22 protein-coding genes are annotated in these 20,837 nt (G+C 55.5%); 16 read left to right on the top strand and 6 right to left on the bottom strand.

Translation table 11 applies throughout. The features are described from left to right. Position 1: 1 nt before the first annotated feature. The 4 genes from VGE55_RS09095 to VGE55_RS09080 all read right to left on the bottom strand — a co-directional run bounded on the left by VGE55_RS09095 (position 2) and on the right by VGE55_RS09080 (position 4,819). A complete protein-coding gene (locus VGE55_RS09095) occupies positions 2-409 on the bottom strand; it encodes a PaaI family thioesterase (protein WP_331131379.1) in 408 nt (135 codons plus the stop codon). Further along, positions 406-867, bottom strand: coding sequence for a PaaI family thioesterase (locus tag VGE55_RS09090; protein WP_331131378.1), 462 nt, complete (start codon positions 865-867; stop codon positions 406-408). The genes VGE55_RS09095 and VGE55_RS09090 overlap by 4 nt, the downstream gene beginning before the upstream one ends. Positions 868-950: 83 nt before the next feature. Further along, positions 951-3,287, bottom strand: a complete 2,337-nt coding sequence (locus VGE55_RS09085) for a TonB-dependent receptor (RefSeq protein WP_331131377.1) — start codon at positions 3,285-3,287, stop codon at positions 951-953. Next, positions 3,284-4,819 carry a hypothetical protein gene (locus tag VGE55_RS09080; RefSeq protein ID WP_331131376.1) on the bottom strand — a complete coding sequence of 512 codons (1,536 nt, stop codon included), beginning with the start codon at positions 4,817-4,819 and terminating at the stop codon, positions 3,284-3,286. The genes VGE55_RS09085 and VGE55_RS09080 overlap by 4 nt, the downstream gene beginning before the upstream one ends. 669 nt (positions 4,820-5,488) lie before the next feature. Here VGE55_RS09080 and VGE55_RS09075 point away from each other — a divergent pair. After that, the gene (locus tag VGE55_RS09075; RefSeq protein ID WP_331131375.1) at positions 5,489-5,893 is read left to right on the top strand and encodes a hypothetical protein; all 405 of its coding nucleotides are present in this window, start codon (positions 5,489-5,491) and stop codon (positions 5,891-5,893) included. A gap of 75 nt (positions 5,894-5,968) precedes the next feature. On the opposite strand, the gene VGE55_RS09070 is transcribed toward VGE55_RS09075, so the two are convergent. After that, positions 5,969-7,312, bottom strand: coding sequence for an MFS transporter (locus VGE55_RS09070; protein ID WP_331131374.1), 1,344 nt, complete (start codon positions 7,310-7,312; stop codon positions 5,969-5,971). Positions 7,313-7,471: 159 nt separating this feature from the next. On the opposite strand from VGE55_RS09070, the gene cyoA reads away from it, so the two are divergent. Genes cyoA through VGE55_RS09030 form a run of 8 tightly spaced genes read left to right on the top strand, consistent with a single transcriptional unit; the run spans position 7,472 to position 14,976 of the window. After that, a complete protein-coding gene (gene cyoA / locus VGE55_RS09065) occupies positions 7,472-8,566 on the top strand; it encodes a ubiquinol oxidase subunit II (protein WP_414674989.1) in 1,095 nt (364 codons plus the stop codon). Beyond that, positions 8,547-10,559: a cytochrome o ubiquinol oxidase subunit I gene (gene cyoB, locus VGE55_RS09060; protein WP_331131652.1), complete on the top strand. Its 2,013-nt coding sequence runs from the start codon at positions 8,547-8,549 to the stop codon at positions 10,557-10,559. The genes cyoA and cyoB overlap by 20 nt, the downstream gene beginning before the upstream one ends. Continuing rightward, on the top strand, positions 10,552-11,196 hold the full coding sequence (gene cyoC / locus VGE55_RS09055) for a cytochrome o ubiquinol oxidase subunit III (RefSeq protein ID WP_331131373.1): 645 nt from the start codon (positions 10,552-10,554) through the stop codon (positions 11,194-11,196). Before cyoB ends, cyoC begins: the two co-directional genes overlap by 8 nt. Beyond that, positions 11,193-11,588: a cytochrome o ubiquinol oxidase subunit IV gene (gene cyoD, locus VGE55_RS09050; protein ID WP_331131372.1), complete on the top strand. Its 396-nt coding sequence runs from the start codon at positions 11,193-11,195 to the stop codon at positions 11,586-11,588. Before cyoC ends, cyoD begins: the two co-directional genes overlap by 4 nt. Beyond that, a complete protein-coding gene (locus VGE55_RS09045; protein WP_331131371.1) occupies positions 11,585-12,379 on the top strand; it encodes an SURF1 family protein in 795 nt (264 codons plus the stop codon). Before cyoD ends, VGE55_RS09045 begins: the two co-directional genes overlap by 4 nt. Positions 12,380-12,393: 14 nt before the next feature. Then, positions 12,394-13,740, top strand: coding sequence for an ATP-binding protein (locus VGE55_RS09040; RefSeq protein ID WP_331131370.1), 1,347 nt, complete (start codon positions 12,394-12,396; stop codon positions 13,738-13,740). Then, positions 13,730-14,266 carry a response regulator transcription factor gene (locus tag VGE55_RS09035; protein ID WP_331131369.1) on the top strand — a complete coding sequence of 179 codons (537 nt, stop codon included), beginning with the start codon at positions 13,730-13,732 and terminating at the stop codon, positions 14,264-14,266. The genes VGE55_RS09040 and VGE55_RS09035 overlap by 11 nt, the downstream gene beginning before the upstream one ends. Next, positions 14,263-14,976 carry a VIT family protein gene (locus tag VGE55_RS09030; protein WP_331131368.1) on the top strand — a complete coding sequence of 238 codons (714 nt, stop codon included), beginning with the start codon at positions 14,263-14,265 and terminating at the stop codon, positions 14,974-14,976. The genes VGE55_RS09035 and VGE55_RS09030 overlap by 4 nt, the downstream gene beginning before the upstream one ends. A 13-nt stretch (positions 14,977-14,989) precedes the next feature. Here VGE55_RS09030 and VGE55_RS09025 read toward each other — a convergent pair whose 3' ends face one another. Continuing rightward, positions 14,990-15,469 carry a DUF1178 family protein gene (locus tag VGE55_RS09025; RefSeq protein ID WP_331131367.1) on the bottom strand — a complete coding sequence of 160 codons (480 nt, stop codon included), beginning with the start codon at positions 15,467-15,469 and terminating at the stop codon, positions 14,990-14,992. A 116-nt stretch (positions 15,470-15,585) separates the two neighbouring features. Here VGE55_RS09025 and VGE55_RS09020 point away from each other — a divergent pair, with 116 nt between their 5' ends. The 7 genes from VGE55_RS09020 to soxX all read left to right on the top strand — a co-directional run bounded on the left by VGE55_RS09020 (position 15,586) and on the right by soxX (position 20,832). Next, a complete protein-coding gene (locus VGE55_RS09020; protein WP_331131366.1) occupies positions 15,586-15,942 on the top strand; it encodes a hypothetical protein in 357 nt (118 codons plus the stop codon). Positions 15,943-16,065: 123 nt separating this feature from the next. Further along, positions 16,066-17,436 (top strand): sulfite dehydrogenase, encoded by a 1,371-nt coding sequence (gene soxC, locus VGE55_RS09015; protein ID WP_331131365.1) that lies wholly within the window; start codon positions 16,066-16,068, stop codon positions 17,434-17,436. Next, entirely contained in the window at positions 17,433-18,473 is a 1,041-nt protein-coding gene (locus VGE55_RS09010; protein WP_331131364.1) for a c-type cytochrome, read from the top strand. The genes soxC and VGE55_RS09010 overlap by 4 nt, the downstream gene beginning before the upstream one ends. Positions 18,474-18,505: 32 nt before the next feature. After that, complete coding sequence (soxY, locus tag VGE55_RS09005) at positions 18,506-18,982, top strand: thiosulfate oxidation carrier protein SoxY (RefSeq protein ID WP_331131363.1); 477 nt, start codon at positions 18,506-18,508, stop codon at positions 18,980-18,982. Between the two features lie 29 nt (positions 18,983-19,011). Further along, entirely contained in the window at positions 19,012-19,323 is a 312-nt protein-coding gene (gene soxZ / locus VGE55_RS09000) for a thiosulfate oxidation carrier complex protein SoxZ (protein WP_256763580.1), read from the top strand. A gap of 87 nt (positions 19,324-19,410) precedes the next feature. Beyond that, a complete protein-coding gene (soxA, locus tag VGE55_RS08995; protein ID WP_414675002.1) occupies positions 19,411-20,190 on the top strand; it encodes a sulfur oxidation c-type cytochrome SoxA in 780 nt (259 codons plus the stop codon). Between the two features lie 15 nt (positions 20,191-20,205). Next, the gene (soxX, locus tag VGE55_RS08990; RefSeq protein WP_331131651.1) at positions 20,206-20,832 is read left to right on the top strand and encodes a sulfur oxidation c-type cytochrome SoxX; all 627 of its coding nucleotides are present in this window, start codon (positions 20,206-20,208) and stop codon (positions 20,830-20,832) included. Positions 20,833-20,837 lie beyond the last annotated feature (5 nt).

The raw sequence follows: 20,837 nt of genomic DNA, 5'->3' as shown, positions 1-20,837 counted from the left end.
ATCACTCCAGCAACAGATGGGCCCGTGCAACCGCCACGGGCTTGTCGGGCGACTCTTGCCAGGCTGACACCTGGACATTGGCCACTTGTTTGCCATGTTTGGTGACGGTGCACACCGCGAACAGGTCTTTCGCAAACCCAGGTCGCAAATAATCAATCGAGAAGTCCACGGTTTTGGGAACCGAATCTGTTTCCCGAATGCAGACCATGTGCATCAGCGCAGCCATTTCCATGAATCCGCCAATCAGCCCGCCATGCAGCGCGGGCAATTGGTCATTGCCAATGTTGTGGGGTTGAAAGGGCAGGTGGAATTCCAGTTGTCCGTCCCGAACTTCAATCTGCATGCCGATGAGCCGAGCGTAGGGCGACTGGTCCAGCAGTTGTTCCAGTTGATCGCGTTGGTCCATCATGCTGCTTCTCCTTTGGACGGGTGGCGGCGCATGAAGGTGCCCACGCTGTAAGCCACAGGCTGTGGGTTGCCTTCCTGGTAAGCGGTGGCGCGTGTGAAGGCAATGTTGCGGGCTAGTCGATAACATTCGGCTGTGCAATACACATCCACACCTGGTGTGGCGGGGCGCAGGTAATCAATCCGCAAGTCCAGTGTGGGTGTGGCTTCCGGGGTTTCCAGCAGCGAGAAAATGGACAGGGCACTGGTGGTGTCGATGAGCGCTGTCATCACGCCACCGTGCAACACACCGGTTTTTGAGTTGCCAACCAAGCGGTCCTGATACGGCAAACGCATGGTGGCTTTGCCGCGCTCACCCTGAACAAATTCAAGTTTTAAAATTGTGCAGTGGGGAATGCGGCACAACCACTGGGCAACGCCGTCAAACAGCGTGGGGTTGTTCACGGGCAGGGGCAGGTTCATCGGTGATCGAACTTAAAACCAAAACGCCCGCAGTCTAACACCGTAGGCCAGACAAACGGGCGCTCTCTATCTGGAGTATTTCTTCAGCGCATGTCGTACTTCAATTCAGCCATGAAGGTGCGTTGCGGATACGGGTGGAAATTCCAGTATTGGTAATTATTCAGGTTGTCGATGCCTGCAGCCACACTCCACGACGAGTCCAGCTTGTAGTGCACGCGCGCATCCACGGTGAAGTATTTGCTCACGCCCATGTAGGTGTAGCCGTTGATGTCCGAATTGTTGAGCGTGCGGTATTGACGGCCACTGTAGCGCGCCCCCACGCTGCCAGTCAGCTTTTCATCAAAGTGGTAAGCGAATAGGGCAGTGGCTCTTACTTTGGGGATATTGGGTTGATCTTTGCCAATGGTGTCGCCCGGCGTACTTACAAAGCCATTGTTTTCACGGATTTCCGATTGGGTGTAGGTGATGCTACCGCTGAAATCCAAGCCGCGGACCATCAGGTTTTCCGTATTGAGTACGGCTTCAATCCCTTGGGTTTCAATCCGCCCCACATTTTGAACCCGGCTCACCGTGGTGTTGGCGATGGGGTCGAAAATGCTTTGGCTGAATAAGCCGTCCTTGGTGCTTTCACGGAAATACGTCAAACGCAGCAAGCCTGCATTCAGCACCTTTTCCCAACTGAGTTCTCCAGTGATCGATTTTTCGGGATTCAGGTTGGGGTCGTTGATGAATTGCGAATTGGTGGTGGACGTGGCGCCGTACAGTTCAAATACGGTGGGCATCCGAACTGCACGCCCAACGGCGGCTTTTAGGGTGCTGTCCTCTGTCCATTGGTATGACAGCGCCGCTTTTGGAGACAGGAAATTGGCCTTGCGGGTTGGGTAGCTGGTGTTCAGGTTGGTGGCGGTGATCTGGGTCACACCCTCTTTGGCTTCCCAATACTCGCTGCGTAGGCCCAGCACAGTTTTCCACTTGGGCGCAAATGCCCAGGTGTCCTGTGCATAAAGGCTGGTCATCTGTGTTTCGCCACCCACAAAGCTGGCTTGTGCTCCGGCAGGGTCGGTGATCCAGTTGCCCGCAATGTTGGAAGTTCGGTAGCTCAGGTTGTAAAAGTCTTGTTGTACACCGAAGTCAACAATGTGCTCACCCTGAAGCCCTGTCGGTCGCCAGGTGCCTTTCAGTGCAAGGTTAATCCAGCCTGTTCCGCTGCCGTCTGCAATGGTACCTGCGCCACCCGTGCTGGCATTGGGCAGTGTATTTGCCGCGCTGTTTTGGCGCTTCAGGTCCTTGTCGTAATCATACAAACTTGCCGAGGCTTCCCAATCCCAGGTGCCTTTGGTATTGGACTTCAAGGAAAATCCATGCATCACATGGTTGATCTCCTCATTGGTCAACGGAAAGTCGCCGCCATTGACGCTTGAAAACTGCCGACCATTGATGACGATGGGACCACTGGTCACCGGTTGACCCGTTGCGGCGTTGGTCAGGTAGCTACTGGGGCGACCTTTGGCATCATTTTGCCAAATGCCAACCAGATAGCTGGCGCGCAAGGTGGGGCTGATGTCGTAGGCGACTTTGAATTTGAGATGGTCTTGAACAGTGTTGTATTGCGTACCGCCGCCCAGCACGTAAATGGGTGCACCTGTGGGGTCTGTGTCAGCCACTGCGCCGTTTACCGGCACGCCGTTGGTTGGTGCTGCACCCGTGCTGACGGTTCTGCGCGCAAAGGTGAGGGGTTGGCCTTGGCTGTCGGTGTGGCTCAGGTTGGCAAACCATGACCAGTCCCCAGTTTTGTTGCCCAGCGATGCGCTGCTGGACCAGCTTCGGTAGGTGCTGTCGGTGTTGTACAGCTTAAAGGGTTGCTCGCTGTAACCCAGCTTGGCGTGGGCTTCCAATTGTTCAGGCATGCGGGTGATGTAGTCGACCACCGCACCCACTGAGTTGCCGGGGTAGGCCGCTGAAAAAGGACCATACATCACATCCACCCGTTCAATTTCTTCGGGGGTTACCATGTTCCATCGGGGCGGAAAGCTCAGCCCACCCACACTGTTGCCCAAGTAGTTGGACAGCAAAATACCGTCCGCATACACGGCTGAACGGGCTGGGTTTCCAGTGCCCGATGCTCTGCTGGACAATATGGCGTGGTTGTAGTCACCTTCGTAACGTTTGCGCACCAACAAACTTGGAAAATATTTCAAGTAGTCTTCACTGTCGCGCGCATTGATGGATTGCTCAGCTTGCTCGGCTGTGATGCCTTCCATGGTGGCTGGAATTTGGGTGGGCAGTGAGGATGGGCGGCCTGAGTTGATGGTGACCACGCCCAATTCCTTGGTGGGCTCATCGACAGCCCAAACCAGCTGACCAAAGAGAATCAACAGGGCTGTAACCAGCGGTTTATGCGTGAATGGATGCAATCTCATGGTGATGCGTGTGATGAACGAGTGGTGATGGAACGTTTGCGGAGTTTGAGCAAACCCAAGCCTGCAAGAAAAATGACCATCAGGAGTGCCGTCACGGCCGTGCCCCAGTTTTGAAAGCTTCTTCCCAAGGGCTGGATGAAATTCCATTTGTGCAGATTTGAAAAGCTCCAGCGTTCTGGGCGGTCACTGTGGCGTGCAACATCGGCCAGCACGCCATTGCGGGTGTCGATGAACAGTGTTTTGTTCAAGGGTTCGCCGTATTGCACTTTCCACACAGGCAATCGTTTGTTGCGGAAATCGTAATCACCGCCAAAGCGGTTGATGAGGTGAACCGATTCTGGAGTGGCCGTGGGGTTTCCAATGAATCTTTGGGCCAATTGAATAGCCAATTCTCGGTCACCAGGCAGCCAGGCTGCGCCCGTCGTGGCATTCACGTAGAGCGCTGGGCCACTGATGGTCACGCCATCAAATCGTGCATTCCGAATGGCATCGGGCAGCACTGGAACGGCTTGGGATGTACTCACCAGGGTCATACCCAGGCGATATAGCAACTCGCCCTGCGGTGTTTGAACCAGGGACAGGCCCGCCAGAGAAAGGCCACGGGTGTCTTCCACCCAGTGGGACTGGATGTCATGTTGCAACAAGGCGAGGTTAAGAGGCGGGGACAGGTGCAGATTGAATTCTGCTGGGTGCAGGCGCTGGTTGATGAGGTGAAAGACACCGCTGCCAGACCATGCCACCAAAGGCACCACCAGCAACCAACCAGCGGCACGGTGCACGCGGCGCGGCCAAGGGCGCTTAGACACCACGGCCCTTTGTGGCTGGCCAAGCAACATGCGCAGGCCAGTCAAGGCCATGATCAACAGGCTCAGCATGCACAGCCCCACAATCACCAGCCGCAGTGGCTCTAGCCATTCGGGCAACCAAGACCAGGTGTGCAGCCATTGAAAGGTGGTCTGCATGATCCGCTTGGGTGTGTTGCTGACCGAGGCCAGACTGTTGTTCTCGGTGTACACATAGGCCACCAAGCCATTCACGTTGGGGTATTCCAATTTGTACACCGGCAGCAGGCGGTTAACTGCGGGGTAGGCTGTATCAAACGTCTGTTGGAAGCTCACCTTGGCCGGGTGGTCGGTGGGCTTCAAGCCCATGTAATGCTGAACCGCGAATTCCGCTTGGCGCATATCCTGGTCGGGTATTTCGACCCCTGTTTGCAGATTGAAGTATCGGCGCGGGGCAAGCGCATCGGTGCTGACCTGAAGAACAGGCTGCCCAGCATACGGCAATACCTGAACGGCCAGCGGCTGCTCAATATGCGCGGTTTGCAAGATGCTTTTGATACTGCGGGTGTCCGCCAGCTCCATAAGTGCTGTTGGGGGGCTAAACACAGTTTGTTGAATGCCAACAGCGCTCATCAAGGGGTGCAGTACCCCAGAAAGGCACCATGTCAGCATGGCGAAAAACGCGACATACAGCCATTGCCGGTGCAAAAACCTTGCCTTGAGCTTGCGTTGAAACACAGAGGGAAACATGGGGTGCGTGACACTTTACAGCCGAATTCGAAGTGGCTGATTGTGCCGTATTCCCAATAAAAAGGGCCGCGACATACTGCCGCAGCCTTCGCAGACTCGAAGTGTGTCGCGGGCCCACGGCCATGAGCGGTCCAAAGACCGCACCCGATGGGGCTTACACCTTCCCGATATATTTGGCATGCGGCATAAAGTCGCAGGGGTTTTAAACTCCTGAAAAGGATTCCATTTTGGAACCAGTCATATCAATTTAAGACTCACAAAGGCAGATTTTTCAATGAATGTTGAATGTATGACAATGCCCCCTATGAACAGTCAGAATTCTTCGCCTTTGCCAACTGATCACTCAGTCCAAAGAGATGAAGTTCCGAATCAGAAGATTTCGATATTGAATTCGCCTGGCCATCGATGCCGGGAGGTTGTTCAACAATTGGGGTACACATTGAAGCCAGTGCCAGCCCACATTGTGACGTTGTCGCCGCCTGTCGGTTTATTGCATTCCGCCATTCGACGATTTCCAAAGCGAAAAAACAAATTGAATTCCAGTCAGCAATTTTTAGACTGGACGATCAAACCTACCAATCCTTGCATGACAGACCGAGTTACCAACAGCTTCAATACCATGTGAGTGTTGGAAATACAGACAAGTCCAATCGGCTTGTGACCCCATCGATGATGGACGTTCCGATTGAATCAGCCTTGAAAGAGGCCAGGGAACGATTGGATGGTGAGGTTATCAATTGGATGAATCAGTGCAAATTGGCTTATGCCAAGTGCGATGTTGAGCCGATGAAGACCGCTGCGACAGCCCTTTATCAGCAACTAGAGACAACTGCCCGGTCTTTGAAACCGTTGGGTGTCGATGGATCTAGCTTATCGGGCGACTCCGTTCATGAGGAACGCCTCACCCAATTGATGAAGGTCGAATTCGCAGCTGCCATGCAACGCGCCCCGCAAGAGTTGTTGAATGAGCTGGGTCGGGTACCTCAGTATCAGGCACTGGATAAACAGATGGACGCTGATTTGGAACGTGGGAGAGTATTTATTCAGTTCGGCTTGAACCAATTTTTTTGGTAAGGATCGACCTGGGCCCACGACCTTGCTTCAGCAGGACGCCCCAAGTCGATCTTAATCCTGATCTTAATCGGATGCTCAGTCCCGAATTTCCAGCGCGCGGTTCAAACTGAGTGCAGCCAGCGAGCCCAATGCGCCCGACAGCAAATACAAGCTGACGTATTCCAAACCGAAATGTGCCGACAAGCCCAGGGCAATCAGCGGTGCAAATGCGGCACCCACCAGCCAGGCCAGATCAGACGTGAGTGCGGCACCGGTGTAGCGGAATTTCTGCTTGAAATTGGCGGTGACTGCACCGGCTGCCTGGCCATACGACAAGCCCAGCAACAAGAAGCCCACCAGAATAAAAATGGTTTGACCGGAATCACCACCATTCATCAGCATGGGCACAAAGCCACTGAAAATGGCAATCAACACCGCCAAGGTGCCCAGTGTGTTGCGGCGGCCAAAACGGTCAGCAATCAAGCCCGATGTAAACACCCCGAAAGCCGCCATGGCACCACCCAGCATTTGCACGGCCAAAAACTCGTCGACCGAGCGTTTGGAATACAACGAAATCCACGACAAGGGGAACACAGTGACCACGTGGAAGAGGGCATAGCTGGCCAGGGCCGCCAAAGCACCCACCAAAATGTTGTAGCCCTGCGAGCTCACCATCTCGGAAGTGCTCACTGGCTGCAGGGCCTGTTCTTCCAGCATGCGGGAATATTCGTTGGTGGCCACCAAGCGAAGACGCGAGAACAAGGCCACCACGTTGATGGCAAAGGCCACATAAAACGGGTAACGCCAGCCCCAGGTCAGGAAGTCGTCCTGCGACAGGTTATGCAGCAGGTAAGCAAACACGCCAGCCGCGATGATAAAACCCACCGGTGCACCCAACTGCCCAATCATGGCGTACCAGCCGCGCTTGTTTTCCGGGGCACTCAAGGCCAGCAGTGAAGGCAGTCCATCCCAGGAACCACCCAGGGCAATGCCTTGTCCAATCCGAAGCAGCGCCAGCAAAATCACTGCGGTAAAGCCAATTCGTTCGTAAATGGGTAAAAACGCAATACCGGCCGTGGAAATGCCCATCATGAAAAGCGCAATCGTGAGCTTGACCTCGCGACCAAATTGACGCTGCACCCGCATCATGAGCACGGTGCCCAGGGGGCGAGCCAAAAATGCGAAGGAAAAAATCACAAAGGAATAGAGCGTGCCTGTGAGGCGGTCCTCAAAAGGGAAGAACACCGACGGAAACACCAGCACGGAGGCGATGGCATACACAAAGAAGTCGAAGTATTCCGAGGCTCGGCCAATGACCACGCCGATGGCGATGTCACCCGGGTCGACATGGCTGCTGCCATGGTGGTGTGCCGAAATGTTGTTGGCTTGTGGGGTAGGTTTTGCCTGAAGTTGGCTGCTGTCCACGGTTTGCCCGCTCATATTTAGAATCACTCCTCACATCGTTCTTTGCTTGATTTGTTGTGGATTTTCAATGGTTTATTTCTTGTTGTTACAGGGTGGGACAAAATGTCCAATGCCCCCTGCCAGCCCACGGTACTAAAGTAGCACATATTCACATTCTGGCATTGGTGTATTCGAATGATTTCGCTACGCAAACTCAGCTCCTTTATCGGGCCGCGCATCAAGCACCGCGCGGGTCTGATCGCGATGCTGCCGGTGATGCTCCTTGCGGGGTGCAAAACGGTGGTGATGAATCCTTCCGGCGATGTGGCTGCCCAGCAGGCCGACCTGATTTTGGTGTCCACGGCCCTGATGCTGCTGATCATTGTTCCGGTGATTTTTTTGACGTTGTTTTTTGCGTGGAAATACCGCCAAAGCAACACGGCCGCCGAGTACGACCCTGAATGGGACCATTCCACCAAACTGGAATTGGTGATTTGGGGTGCACCGCTGCTGATTATTATTGTGTTGGGTCTTGTCACTTGGGTAAGCACCCACAAGCTGGACCCCTATCGCCCACTGGAGCGCATCGATGCCTCCCGCCCCTTGGCAGCAGACCACAAGCCCCTGGAAATTCAGGTGGTGGCCATGGACTGGAAGTGGCTGTTCATTTATCCAGAGCAGGGTATTGCCACCGTTAACGAACTGGTCACCCCGGTGGATCGCCCAGTGCGCTTCAAAATCACAGCCTCCACGGTGATGAACTCATTTTTCATTCCCGCGTTGGCTGGTCAAATTTATGCCATGCCCAGCATGGAAACCACGTTGAATGCTGTGATCAACAAGCCGGGTGAATATGAAGGGTTCTCGGCCAACTACAGCGGTGCCGGGTTCTCGCACATGCGTTTTAAATACTACGGCATGAACGAAGGCGACTTTGAGCAGTGGGTGGACAACACCCGCAAGGCCAGCAAAACGTTGGACCGCGTGGTGTACACCGAGCTAGAAAAGCCCAGCATCAAAGAACCTGTTCAAAAGTTTGGCAACGTGTCCAAGGACCTGTTCCATGCCATTGTGAACCGCTGTGTAGCTGAAGGCACCGTGTGCATGGACGCCCAGATGATGGCCGACAGCCTGCGCAACGGCACGTCGCTCAAAGCAGAGGAACTGGCCATCCTGATCAACAACGCCATGTGCACCGTCACACCGAATGGTGTAAACGCCAGCAACAAGGCCCTCCCGATTATCCAATCTTCGAAGAACGACGACCATGATGATTCACTATCCAACTGAGCCCAACCTGCTGTTCGGGCGACTGAGTCTGGACGTACTGCCGTTCCTGCATGACCCCATTGTGGGCGCAACCTTCGCGATGGTGATGCTGGGTGGCTTGGCGACAGTGGCCCTGATCACCAAATACCGCCTGTGGGGCACCCTCTGGCGCGACTGGTTTACCAGCATTGACCACAAAAAAATCGGAATCATGTACGTGATTCTCGGTCTGGTCATGTTGCTGCGCGGTTTTGCCGATGCAGTCATGATGCGAATGCAGCAGGCCATTGCCTTCAACGGCAATGAAGGCTTTTTGCCACCGCACCACTACGACCAAATTTTTACCGCCCACGGTGTGATCATGATCTTCTTCGTGGCCATGCCTTTGGTCACCGGGTTCATGAACTATGTGGTGCCCCTGCAAATTGGCGCACGCGATGTGGCTTTCCCGTTCCTGAACAACTTCAGCTTCTGGATGACCACCATGGGCGCAGCGCTCATCATGGCTTCGCTGTTTGTGGGTGAATTTGCCACCACAGGCTGGTTGGCCTACCCACCCTTGTCCGGTATTTTGGCCAGTCCGGGTGTCGGGGTTGACTATTACATTTGGGCTTTGCAGATTGCCGGTGTCGGTACATTGCTGTCAGGCGTTAACTTGGTGGTGACCATCGTGAAGATGCGCGCGCCTGGCATGACTCTGATGAAAATGCCGGTGTTCACCTGGACTGCACTGTGTACCAACGTCCTGATCGTCGCCGCCTTCCCAGTGTTGACCGCTGTGCTGGCCATGTTGGGCCTGGACCGCGTGTTTGGCACCAATTTCTTCACGAACGACCTGGGCGGCAACGCCATGATGTACGTGAACCTGATCTGGATTTGGGGTCACCCCGAGGTGTACATTCTGGTGCTGCCGGTGTTCGGTATTTTCTCGGAAGTGGTAGCCACCTTTAGCCGCAAACGTTTGTTCGGTTACACCTCCATGGTGTACGCGACGGTGGTGATCACCATCCTGTCCTACTTGGTGTGGCTGCACCACTTCTTCACCATGGGCAGTGGCGCCAGTGTGAACTCCTTCTTCGGCATCACCACCATGATCATCTCCATCCCCACGGGTGCGAAGATTTTCAACTGGCTGTTCACCATGTACAAGGGCCGCATCAAGTTTGAACTGCCCATGATGTGGACCATCGCCTTCATGGTGACCTTCGTGATTGGTGGCATGACCGGCGTGTTGCTGGCGGTGCCGCCTGCAGACTTCGTACTGCACAACAGCCTGTTCCTGATTGCGCACTTCCACAACGTGATCATTGGTGGCGTGCTGTTTGGCCTGTTTGCCGGCATCAACTACTGGTTCCCCAAGGCCTTTGGTTTCAAGCTCGATGTGTTCTGGGGCAAGATTTCTTTCTGGTGCTGGGTGATTGGTTTCTACCTCGCCTTCATGCCGTTGTACGTGTTGGGCCTGATGGGCGTAACCCGTCGCATGAGCCAGTTCAGCGACCCCAGCTTGCAGATTTGGTTCCAGATTGCAGCCTTGGGTGCTGCCTTGGTGGCCGTGGGCATCGCAGCCATGTTGGTGCAGTTTGGCGTCAGCATCTGGAAGCGCAAGGAACTGCGCGATGTGACCGGTGACCCTTGGGATGGTCGCACCCTGGAGTGGGCAACATCCAGCCCACCCCCGGCTTACAACTTTGCCTTCACCCCCAAGGTGTATGACAACGACGCCTGGACCGATATGAAGGCCAACGGTTACAAACGCCCCTTGACTGGCTTTGTGGACATTCACATGCCCAAGAACACGGGTGCAGGCTTCATCATCTCTGCCATCAGTGCAGTGGTGGGTTTCGCCCTGATCTGGCACATGTGGTTGGTGGCCGGCGTGAGCTTTGTGGCCATGGTGGCTGCAACCATCATCCACACCTTCAACTACAAGCGTGACTACTACATTCCGGCCAGCGACGTGGTTCGCACCGAGGATGCACACACCCAATTTCTGATGGAGGCCAAGCATGTCTAATGCTGCCGTGCTCGACGCGCACGCGTCCAACGATGTGACATCGGATGTCAGTTCACGTTATTACGTGAAGGAGCATCACCCCCAGAATGGCTCGCTGCTGGGCTTCTGGATTTACCTGATGAGCGATTGCCTGATTTTCGCTTGTCTGTTTGCAACCTACGCTGTGCTGGGCCGCAACTATGCAGGTGGCCCCACCGGTGCCGAGTTGTTTGACCTGAAACTGGTGGCCATCAACACGGGTTTCCTCTTGCTGTCGTCAATCACCTACGGTTTTGCGATGATTGCCTCGCAAGCCAAAAACAAAAGCGGTACCTTGGTTTGGCTGGCCATCACTGGCGTGTTTGGCGCAGCATTCCTGGGTTTGGAAATTTACGAATTTCTGCACCTCATCCATGAAGGCGCAGGTCCGCAGCGCAGCGGCTTCCTCACCTCGTTCTTTGCCTTGGTGGGTACTCACGGTTTGCACGTGTTCTTTGGCACCATCTGGCTGATTGTGTTGATGGTCCAAGTGGGCAAGTATGGTTTGATTCCTGAAAACAAGCGCCGCCTGATGTGCCTGTCCATGTTCTGGCACTTTTTGGACGTGATCTGGATTGGCGTATTCACCTTTGTTTACCTGATGGGAGTATTGCCATGAGCGATCACCACACACACGACGATGCTCACCACGACGAGCATGACGACCACGCCCACGGCACCGTAAAAAGCTACACCATCGGCTTTGTGCTCTCGGTCATCTTGACGGCCATTCCGTTTTGGCTGGTCATGAACAAGGCGATTCCGAGCTCCACCACCATGGGCCTGGTGCTCATGGCCTTTGCGGTGGTGCAAATTCTGGTCCACATGGTGTACTTCCTGCACATGAACACCAAGAGTGAAGGTGGCTGGAACATGTTGGCGCTGATCTTCACCTTGGTGCTGCTGGTGATCACGCTGGCTGGTTCAATTTGGGTCATGCACCATATGAACACCAACATGATGCCCGGCATGAACCATGAAATGCTGGACAAGATGAAGCAATTGCCATGACCCTCGGGCGGCAACGTCTCAACCTCAAAAAGGCTGCGCTCGCTCTGGGCGCGGCCTTTTTGTTTTTGGTGTTTCTGGCTTTGGGTACCTGGCAGGTGGAGCGGCGCCAATGGAAGCTCGATTTGATTGAACGGGTGGAAAGCCGCGCGTACGGTACGCCGGTGGATGCGCCCGGTCCCGCGCAGTGGCGCAGCATCTCGGCCGCCGATCATGAATACCTTCGGGTGCATGTGGCAGGGCACTGGGACGTGGCCCACACGGTGCGGGTTCGCGCTGCCTCGGCCTATGGACCCGGGTTTTGGCTCATGACCCCGGTCCAGACACCGGACGGCTACCGTGTGTGGGTCAACCGAGGTTTTGTGCCGGAAAACTGGGTAGACCCCTTGCTGGCGAAAAAGCCGACACTGGTGCATGTGGTTGGCTTGTTTCGGTTGTCTGAACCACAGGGTGGTTTTTTACGACCCAACCGCCCCGATGCAGGGCAGTGGTATTCGCGGGACATTGATGCGTTTAATCGACAGCTGCAGTTGACCCAGGCATCGCCCTATTTTGTGGATGCGCAACAACCGCCGAGCGCTGAATACCGCATTGATGCCGTGGTTCGCGCGCACAAGGCACAAGACGACACGGGCGAACAGCGGCTCAGCCTTGATCCAGCCAAGTTGCCATTGACTGGTCTGACGGTGCTGGTGTTTCGCAATAATCACCTGCAATACGCCATCACTTGGTATGCTTTGGCCTGCATGGTGGCCGGTGTCAGCATTTGGCTTGCACGTCGCCGCCCAGACTGAACCTGCGGTACCCCATGGCCAGCCACACCGACATTGTTAGCAAGCGCACACGCCCCGACGACGCCAGCCTAGAGCATGGTGTGGTCAGCCAAACCGGGCACAAAAACATGCTGCACCTCATCCACCTGCGGTGGCTGGCGGTGTTGGGGCAAATTGCCACCATCTTGGTGGCCACCCTGGTATTGGGCATTCATTTGCCCATGGCCAAAATGATCACGGTGCTGGTGGTATTGATTGCATTCAATGCGGGCAGCCACCTGCGTTGGCATGACGAAGCCTCGGTCACCAACCAGGCCCTGTTTTTGGCCTTGATGGTGGATGTGGCCACCTTGACAGCCTTGCTGTATTTCAGCGGTGGGACCAACAACCCGTTTGCGTTTTTGTTCTTGCTGCAAGTGATATTGAGTGCGGTGTTGCTGAAGGCCAGCAGCGCTTGGTTGTTCATGCTGATCACCACCTACTGTCTGGCTTTTTTGTCGGTGTTCCACGAACCGCTGGAGTTGCCGCCCACCAGTGCGCACCTCATGCCCAGCCTGTATTTACAGGGTTTGCTGGTGTGTTTCATTTTGATTGCCGCGCTGTTGGTGTTTTTTATCACGCGCATCAGCAGCAACCTGCGCGCGGGTGATGCTTACCTGGCCAATATCCGCCAGCGTGCTGTGGAAGAGGAACACATTGTCCGCATGGGCTTGCTGGCCTCGGGCGCAGCCCATGAGCTTGGCACGCCTTTGGCAACCATGGCGGTTATTCTCAACGACTGGAAGCGCATGCCGCAATTTCGGGATGATGCGGATTTGCAGGGGGATCTGGAGGATTTGCAAAACCAACTGATGCGCTGCAAAGGCATTGTCAGCGGGATTTTGATGTCGGCGGGTGAAACGCGGGGCGAGTCCTCCAAACGCACTACGCTTGACGCGTTTGTGCATGAGGTGGCTGAGCAGTGGAAACAATCCCAGCCCACAGTTCGCTTCGAGTGTGTGAATCGTGTCGAGCAAAGTATTCCGGTGGTGTTCGAGTCTGCACTGAAACAAACCCTGTTCAATGTGCTGGATAACGCCGCCGAGGTTTCTCCTCAATGGGTGAGGCTAGAGGCCAGTTGCATCGGTGATCAATTGCATTTGACGGTATCCGACCAAGGCCCTGGCTTTCAGCCTGAAATACTGGACAATATCGGTAAACCCTACAACAGCACCAAAGGCCGCCCAGGCGGTGGCTTGGGTTTGTTTCTGGCGGTGAATGTGGTTCGAACGTTGGGTGGAACCGTGAGTCCCATCAACAGGGCGGCGGGTGGTGCAGAGGTTCACATCCAGTTGCCTTTGAAGTCGATTGAGTTGTCTGTGGAGAAGTTGGATGTCCGGTGATCGTCTGTTGTTGATTGTGGAAGACGATGCGTCGTTTGGCCGAGTGTTGAGTCGCTCATTCGAGCGACGCGGCTATACGGTGCTGCACGCCGCCAATTTTGACGACATGCAAGACTTCCTGAAACAACACACCCCCACCCACGCCGTGGTGGACATGAAGCTGGATGGCAAGGCCTCTGGCCTGACCTGTGTGCAGGCTTTGCACGAGCACAACCCGGAGATGTTGATTGTGGTGCTCACCGGGTTTGCCAGCATCAACACGGCAGTGGAAGCCATCAAACTGGGTGCCTGCCAGTATTTGGCCAAACCCTCCAACACCGACGACATTGAAGCCGCATTTAACCATGTGGCGGGAACCGAAGAACCCGAGTTGTCCAATCGGCCAACCTCGCTCAAAAACCTCGAATGGGAGCGCATTCACGAGGTGTTGGTGGAAACCGATTTCAATATTTCAGAAACCGCCCGGCGTTTGGGCTTGCATCGACGAACGCTGGCCCGCAAACTTGAAAAGCAGCGCGTCAAATGAACCCCCATTACAACCACGAACACCTCATTCACCGCATTGGTTGGCTGCGTGCCGCCACCTTGGGTGCCAATGACGGCATTATTTCCATCTCCAGCCTATTGGTGGGCATGGCCAGCAGTGGGGCCGAATGGTCTGTGGTCATGACCAGTGGCTTGGCCGGCCTGGTCGCGGGTGCTGCGTCCATGGCAGCAGGTGAGTGGGTGTCTGTCATGTCGCAGTCTGATGCTGAAGAAGCTGAACTGGCGCTGGAGATCAAGCACATCGAAAACAACCCTCAGCAAGAGCTGATGGAGTTGCAGAAAATTTATGAAGGTCGAGGATTGAAGCCGGACTTGGCTCGCCAGGTGGCTGTCGCCCTCACCGAGCATGATGTGGTTGAAAGCCATGCGCGGGATGAACTGGGCATTACCGAGCACAGCAAGGCCAAACCAGCACAGGCGGCTTTGGCCTCGGCACTCACTTTTCTCAGCGGCGGTGTGGTGCCTTTGTTGCTGATGTGGCTCACCCAGACTTTGCACTTTGATCTGCCGGCCACGCTGTGGTGCATGGGTTTGGGCAGTGTGTTGACCTTGTTTGTGACGGGTGCGCTGGTGGCCCGGGCATCCAACGCCCATGTGTGGCGCAGTGCCTTCCGGGTGGCCATTTGGGGCACCATCTCCATGGCAGCCAGTGCGCTGTTGGGCAGGGCACTGGGTGTGCAAATGGCTTGAACTGGCCGCCTGATCAGTTCAGGTCATCTTCCTGAGGCAAGTGGGGCAGGGCGATGATGTCGATCCCCTCGTCCCGCAGTTCTTCAAATTCTTCCGGGCTGGCCTGTCCGCGAATGGCGCGAATGGGCGCCTCGTCGTAGTGGATTTTTCGCGCCTCTTCTGCAAACCGGTCACCCACATCTTCCGAGTGTCGAATCAGCGCCTGAATGGCTTGTTTGGCCATGACAAAAGCAGTGGCTACATCCACCGTGTTGGCTTTGTGGTCGGCGATGGTGGAGGCCGATGGTGCAGCAACGTTTGCTGTGGGTGTTTCGTGCGAGCGCGCCTGCCCAATGTTGATGCGGGATGGCACCTTTCGAATGGCCCCCGTGCCGCACTCCGGGCAGGTCAGCAATTTTTGTTCACGTTGGCTGTCAAAGTCGTCGGCTGAACGGAACCAGCCTTCAAAGCGGTGTGCGTATTCGCACTCCAGGTCGTAAATGATGGTGGCCACTGCAATTGAATGAAACGATGAATTCCAGTATTTTACAGTGGAATGGTTTGCCTACACGGGTTTGTCAAAGTTCTCTAGACTTCCGTGCACTCGATCAAAGCCCCAAAGAGGTTTGTATGTCCCGCAAAAAGTCCCTGGAACCGCACCTGCGTGGCCTTGTTGACTTGGTCTCGGCCACGCTTGATGAAGGCACTCGCCAAGTGGAAAGTGTGCACCGCCGCATTGCGGACATTCCATTTTCCGTGCTGAAAAAAATCCGCCCCATTGCGCCCATTTCATCGGCGGTGCACATGGTGGAAAAAAAGATCACACACTCGGCCTACGACACTGTGCGTTTGGTGGCCAAAGTGGGCGCTCAGGCCGTTCACAACGTTCTTCCCACCGACCCGGCAAGCCAGGGCATTGCAAAGCCCGAGTACAAACTCGACCACGACGCCATTCTGCGCGACAAGAAAAAGCCCCGCAAACCCTGAAACCCCCTTGAAAGAAGGGGATGGGTAAATCCGTAAGCTGCGAACATGCATATGGTAGTGGTATTCTTCTAAAGATGAGCATATGCTCATATAAAGCAAGAATTCGACGCGCAGGAGACCTTCGTGACAGACAGCATCCCAGCCAATATTGCATTTGGCCATGTGCAGCGGGCACCCGAACATTTCATTTCCCGGTCCGACGTGGCTTTGGTCAACCGATCCAGCGAGGAAGACCGTCGACAATTTTTTCGCAAGGCGTTTGCCATGGCGTCGGCGGCAGCCTTGTCGCCCAGCCTTGTGCGCGCTCAATCGGTGGGTGAGGGTGACCCGGCCATTTTGCAATTGCCCGAGCACAGCAAAGGCTTGGGTCAGTCGGTTGCTGCCCGTCCGTACGGTCAACCTTCAAAGTACGAGGCCAACCTTCAGCGTCGCCAGTCCCCCGGTTTGACTCGGGTGGGTGCTGCATCGGTCTCGTTTTCTCCGTTGCAGGGTCTGTTTGGCATCATCACCCCATCTGGTTTGCATTTTGAGCGCCACCACCAGGGTTGGTGGGACATAGACCCCACTCAGCACAGGCTGATGATCAATGGATTGGTGTCCCGACCGATGGTATTTACGCTGGACGAACTCATGCGCATGGAATCGGTGTCGCGCATGCATTTCATTGAATGCGGGGCCAATTCGGGCATGGAATGGGGCAATGTGGCTGTGCCCACCGTGCAGTACACGCATGGCATGTTGTCTTGCTCGGAATTCACTGGTGTTCCGCTGATCAAGGTGCTGGAGTATTGCGGCGTTGATTTAAAGAAAGGCCGATTCATTCTGGCCGAGGGGGCAGACGGCTCTTCCATGACACGGACCATTCCCATGGAGATGGTCGAGTCGGGTGAGGTGTTGCTGGCCTATGGCCAAAACGGCGAAATGCTGCGCCCGGAAAACGGCTATCCGCTTCGATTGGTGGTGCCCGGTGTGCAAGGCGTGAGCTGGGTGAAATACCTTCGCCGCATTGAGGTGGGGGACCAGCCTTATGGCACCAAAGACGAGTCGGTTCACTATGTGGACCTGATGCCAGACGGCCAACACCGCCAATACACGTCCATTCAGGAATGCAAATCCGTCATTACCACGCCATCTGGTGGCCAGAAGTTGTTGAACACCGGCTTTTACAACATCACTGGCCTGGCCTGGTCGGGTCGGGGCGCCATCAAGGCGGTGGACGTATCGGTGGATGGTGGGCGCAACTGGAAACCAGCCCGGCTGGAACAACCCGTGCTGAGCAAGTGTTTGACGCGGTTTAGCCTGCCTTGGGTGTGGGACGGGAAGGAAACCATTTTGCAAAGCAGGGCGGTGGACAGCACGGGCTACGTGCAGCCCAGTTATCAAACCCTGCGCGGCGTGCGCGGCAGCAAAAGCGTGTACCACAACAACGCCATCCAGAGCTGGCAGGTGTCTGCCGCTGGTGAGGTGAACAACGTGCAGGTGAACGCATCATGAGCCTATTCAAACGTTCAGGGTGCGCTGCACTGCTGTGGGCAGCTTTGCTCGCTGCCAGCCCCGTGCAGGCATTTGAGGGCTTGGGCCGTGTGGCCACACCCGCCGAAATCAAGGCATGGGACATTGATGTACGGCCCGACTTCAAAGGCATACCCCATGGCCACGGCACCGTGCAACAGGGGCAGGTGGTGTGGGAGGCGCAGTGTGCGTCGTGCCATGGTGCCTTTGGTGAAAGCAACGAGGTGTTCACACCGATTGTGGGCGGCACCACGGAAGCCGACCTCAAAACGGGCCACGTGGCAGCGTTGCGCACGGGTGGTGTGCCACAGCGCACCACGCTGATGAAGGTGCCCACACTGTCCACACTGTGGGATTACATCAACCGCGCCATGCCCTGGAATGCGCCGAAGTCACTGAGCACCAATGAGGTGTATGCAGTCACCGCGTACATTTTGAACCTGGGCGGCATTGTGCCGGATGATTTTGAGTTGAACCAGGACAACATCTCGGCCGTCCAACAAAAAATGCCCAACCGCAACGGCATGACCTCGAAACACGGCATGTGGCAGGTTTCGGGAAAACCCGATGTCAAAGAGCGGCGGTGCATGTCAAACTGCGCCAAGACTGTTGTTGTAAGCTCTTACTTGCCGGATTACGCCAAAGACGCGCATGGCAACTTGATGGATCAAAACCGCTTGATTGGCCCTGTGCGGGGGCAGCAAACGTCCAAAGTGTTGGCTGTGAATGCGAAGGCAAAGGACCTGTCCTCTGGCGAGGCGCTGTTCAATGCGCACGGTTGCACCGCGTGCCATGCGGTGGGCGAAGCTCGACTTGGACCTGCCATGGTGGCAGTGGCCGGCAAGTACAAAGACCGCGATGATGCGCAGGCCTACCTGGTCTCCAAAATTCGGCAAGGGGGTTTAGGTGTGTGGGGCAACATGCCCATGCCCGCTCAATCGCAGCTGAGTGATGATGATTTGAATACATTGGCGAACTGGGTAAGCCGCGAGTTGGTCAACCCGCAAAAAAAGCCATGACGAACAGACCGTTTTTTAGGAGGACGAAGTCCATGAATGAAAGCAGACGTGCAGTGCTGAAAGCGTCATCCGGGTTCACCGTGCTGGGTTTGGCGGTGGCTGCCGGGTTGATCAAGCCGTCCGATGTGTTGGCTTCAACAGCGGGTTACAACGAGAAGGCGTTCACTGCCAAAACCCTGGATGACTTGTGGAAAGCCATGGGCACCAAGGCCCCCAAAGAAAGCAATGCAGTCACCGTGATTGCCCCTGACATTGCTGAAAATGGTGCGGTGGTGCCAGTGGGCGTGTCCAGCACATTGCCCAACACCACCGAGGTGGCGTTGTTGGTGGCCAATAATCCGTCGGTGTTGTCAGCCAGCTTTGTATTGCCTGCCGGTACCGACACCAAGGTCAACACCCGCGTGAAAATGGGCCGTTCCAGCGATGTGTACGCGTTGGTCAAGGCCGATGGCCAGTATTACTTCGCCAAGAAGGAAGTCAAGGTGACCCTCGGCGGCTGCGGTGGCTGAAGCAAAACAAACAAGCTGGAGAATTCAAAATGGCTGATCCTATGAAAATTCGCGCCAAAGCCAATGGCGCCGATGTTGAAGTGAAAGTGTTGATGTCCCATGAAATGGAAACTGGCCAGCGGAAAGCCGCAGATGGCAGCTTGGTGCCCGCATGGTACATTCAAACCGTGACCGCAAAATGCAACGACAAAGTGGTGCTGCAGGCCAACTGGGGCCCATCGGTTTCTAAAAATCCATTTCTGTCGTTCCAGTTCAAGGGCGGCAATGTGGGCGACACGGTGGAGGTGAGCTGGGTCGACAACAAAGGCGAAACACGGACCGACAAAGCCAAAATCGCCTAATCCAATCACAACAATAGGGAGTCGGGGATGACACATTCATTGCACGGCAAGACCTTGGTCAAGGCAGGCTCATTGATTGCGCTCACGATGTGCTGCGCAGTCGGTAGTCCTTTGGCCATGGCACAAAAAACCGCTGAACAAGGCATTCAGGAATACCGGGACATGTTGGCCGATGGCAACCCCGCTGAACTGGTTGAGCTGCGGGGTGAAGACATTTGGAAAACACCGCAAGGCCCGAAGAAGGCGACGCTGGAACAGTGTGACCTGGGCATGGGCCCGGGCAAGTTGGAAGGGGCTGTGGCCAAATTGCCCAAGTTCTTTCCAGATGCCGGCAAGGTGATGGATGTCGAGTCGCGCTTGGTGTATTGCATGGTGAACCTGCAAGGCCGTGCTGAAGCCGATGTGACCAAAAAACCTTACTCGGGCACGGCCGAAAAGCCCACGGAGATGGAGTCTCTGGTGGCGTACGTTTATGCACAGTCTCGCGGAGCAACCATCGATGTTCCGCAATCCCATCCAGAGGAGCGGGCAGCCCGCGCACGCGGCGAAAAACTGTTTTACTACCGCGGTGGTCCTTATGATTTTTCATGCGCCAGTTGCCACGGGTCGGACGACAAACGCATCCGCCTGCAAGGCTTGCCCAACCTGACCAAATCGGGTCCAGCCCAGGCAGCGTTTGCGGCATGGCCAGCATACCGAGTTTCTCAAGGGGCCGTGCGCAGCATGCAATGGCGCATGTACGACTGTTTCCGCCAGCAACGCTTCCCCGAATTGAAATTCGGCTCGCAGGCGTCCATCGACCTTATCACCTTCCTGGGCGTGAATGCCAAGGGTGGCACGATGCAGGCCACGTCGCTGAAGCGTTGAAGGAGAACACACATGATGCGTAAAACCGTTTACATCGCTTTGAGTGCCACAGGCATAACCATTGCGGGCTGCGCCGCCCTGCAAAGCGGTCCTGAAGTGAGCAATGCCGAAGTGCGTCAGGAATTGCTGAGCAGCTTTCAGGACAAAGGCCAGGCAAAGCTTGACCGTGTTCAACAGACCGAATTGCAGGAAGCTTGTTCGGTGGCTGATTCTGGCAAAGCTTTGCCTGATGCAAAGCGTGCTGCGATTGAAAAATCGGCTTTGGCAGCAGTGAAATTTCCGGCCGATGGCCAGTACCTGGGCGACTGGAAAAGCGGTGAGAAAATTGCACAAACCGGCACTGGTTTTCAGTTTTCTGACAAGGCCGGGGAGCCTGCGGGCGGCAACTGCTATGCCTGCCACCAATTGGCCCCGCAGGAATTGGCCTATGGCAATATTGGCCCTTCGCTGTACAACTACGCCAAGTTGCGTGGCAACAGCGAAGAGATCATGAAGTACACCTGGGCCAAGATCTGGAATTCCCATGCGTACAATGCCTGCTCAGTCATGCCAAGGTTTGGCGATGCGGGCATTTTGACTGAAGCGCAAATCAAGGACGTGATGGCCCTGTTGATGTCGCCGGACTCACCGGTCAACAAATAAGCGTT

It is taken from the genome of Limnobacter sp. (assembly GCF_036405155.1).
Classification (GTDB): domain Bacteria; phylum Pseudomonadota; class Gammaproteobacteria; order Burkholderiales; family Burkholderiaceae_B; genus Limnobacter.
Note: the sequence above shows the minus strand (reverse complement) of the source record. Positions and strands in the feature narration are given on the sequence as shown.

Bases quoted from the DNA above. Each gene is read 5' to 3' on its own strand.
- VGE55_RS09095 (WP_331131379.1), bottom strand. From the start codon at position 409: ATGATGGACCAACGCGATCAACTGGAACAACTGCTGGACCAGTCGCCC.
- VGE55_RS09090 (WP_331131378.1), bottom strand. From the start codon at position 867: ATGAACCTGCCCCTGCCCGTGAACAACCCCACGCTGTTTGACGGCGTT.
- VGE55_RS09085 (WP_331131377.1), bottom strand. From the start codon at position 3,287: ATGAGATTGCATCCATTCACGCATAAACCGCTGGTTACAGCCCTGTTG.
- VGE55_RS09080 (WP_331131376.1), bottom strand. From the start codon at position 4,819: ATGTTTCCCTCTGTGTTTCAACGCAAGCTCAAGGCAAGGTTTTTGCAC.
- VGE55_RS09075 (WP_331131375.1), top strand. From the start codon at position 5,489: ATGATGGACGTTCCGATTGAATCAGCCTTGAAAGAGGCCAGGGAACGA.
- VGE55_RS09070 (WP_331131374.1), bottom strand. From the start codon at position 7,312: ATGAGCGGGCAAACCGTGGACAGCAGCCAACTTCAGGCAAAACCTACC.
- cyoA (WP_414674989.1), top strand. From the start codon at position 7,472: ATGATTTCGCTACGCAAACTCAGCTCCTTTATCGGGCCGCGCATCAAG.
- cyoB (WP_331131652.1), top strand. From the start codon at position 8,547: ATGATTCACTATCCAACTGAGCCCAACCTGCTGTTCGGGCGACTGAGT.
- cyoC (WP_331131373.1), top strand. From the start codon at position 10,552: ATGTCTAATGCTGCCGTGCTCGACGCGCACGCGTCCAACGATGTGACA.
- cyoD (WP_331131372.1), top strand. From the start codon at position 11,193: ATGAGCGATCACCACACACACGACGATGCTCACCACGACGAGCATGAC.
- VGE55_RS09045 (WP_331131371.1), top strand. From the start codon at position 11,585: ATGACCCTCGGGCGGCAACGTCTCAACCTCAAAAAGGCTGCGCTCGCT.
- VGE55_RS09040 (WP_331131370.1), top strand. From the start codon at position 12,394: ATGGCCAGCCACACCGACATTGTTAGCAAGCGCACACGCCCCGACGAC.
- VGE55_RS09035 (WP_331131369.1), top strand. From the start codon at position 13,730: ATGTCCGGTGATCGTCTGTTGTTGATTGTGGAAGACGATGCGTCGTTT.
- VGE55_RS09030 (WP_331131368.1), top strand. From the start codon at position 14,263: ATGAACCCCCATTACAACCACGAACACCTCATTCACCGCATTGGTTGG.
- VGE55_RS09020 (WP_331131366.1), top strand. From the start codon at position 15,586: ATGTCCCGCAAAAAGTCCCTGGAACCGCACCTGCGTGGCCTTGTTGAC.
- VGE55_RS09010 (WP_331131364.1), top strand. From the start codon at position 17,433: ATGAGCCTATTCAAACGTTCAGGGTGCGCTGCACTGCTGTGGGCAGCT.
- soxY (WP_331131363.1), top strand. From the start codon at position 18,506: ATGAATGAAAGCAGACGTGCAGTGCTGAAAGCGTCATCCGGGTTCACC.
- soxZ (WP_256763580.1), top strand. From the start codon at position 19,012: ATGGCTGATCCTATGAAAATTCGCGCCAAAGCCAATGGCGCCGATGTT.
- soxA (WP_414675002.1), top strand. From the start codon at position 19,411: ATGTGCTGCGCAGTCGGTAGTCCTTTGGCCATGGCACAAAAAACCGCT.
- soxX (WP_331131651.1), top strand. From the start codon at position 20,206: ATGCGTAAAACCGTTTACATCGCTTTGAGTGCCACAGGCATAACCATT.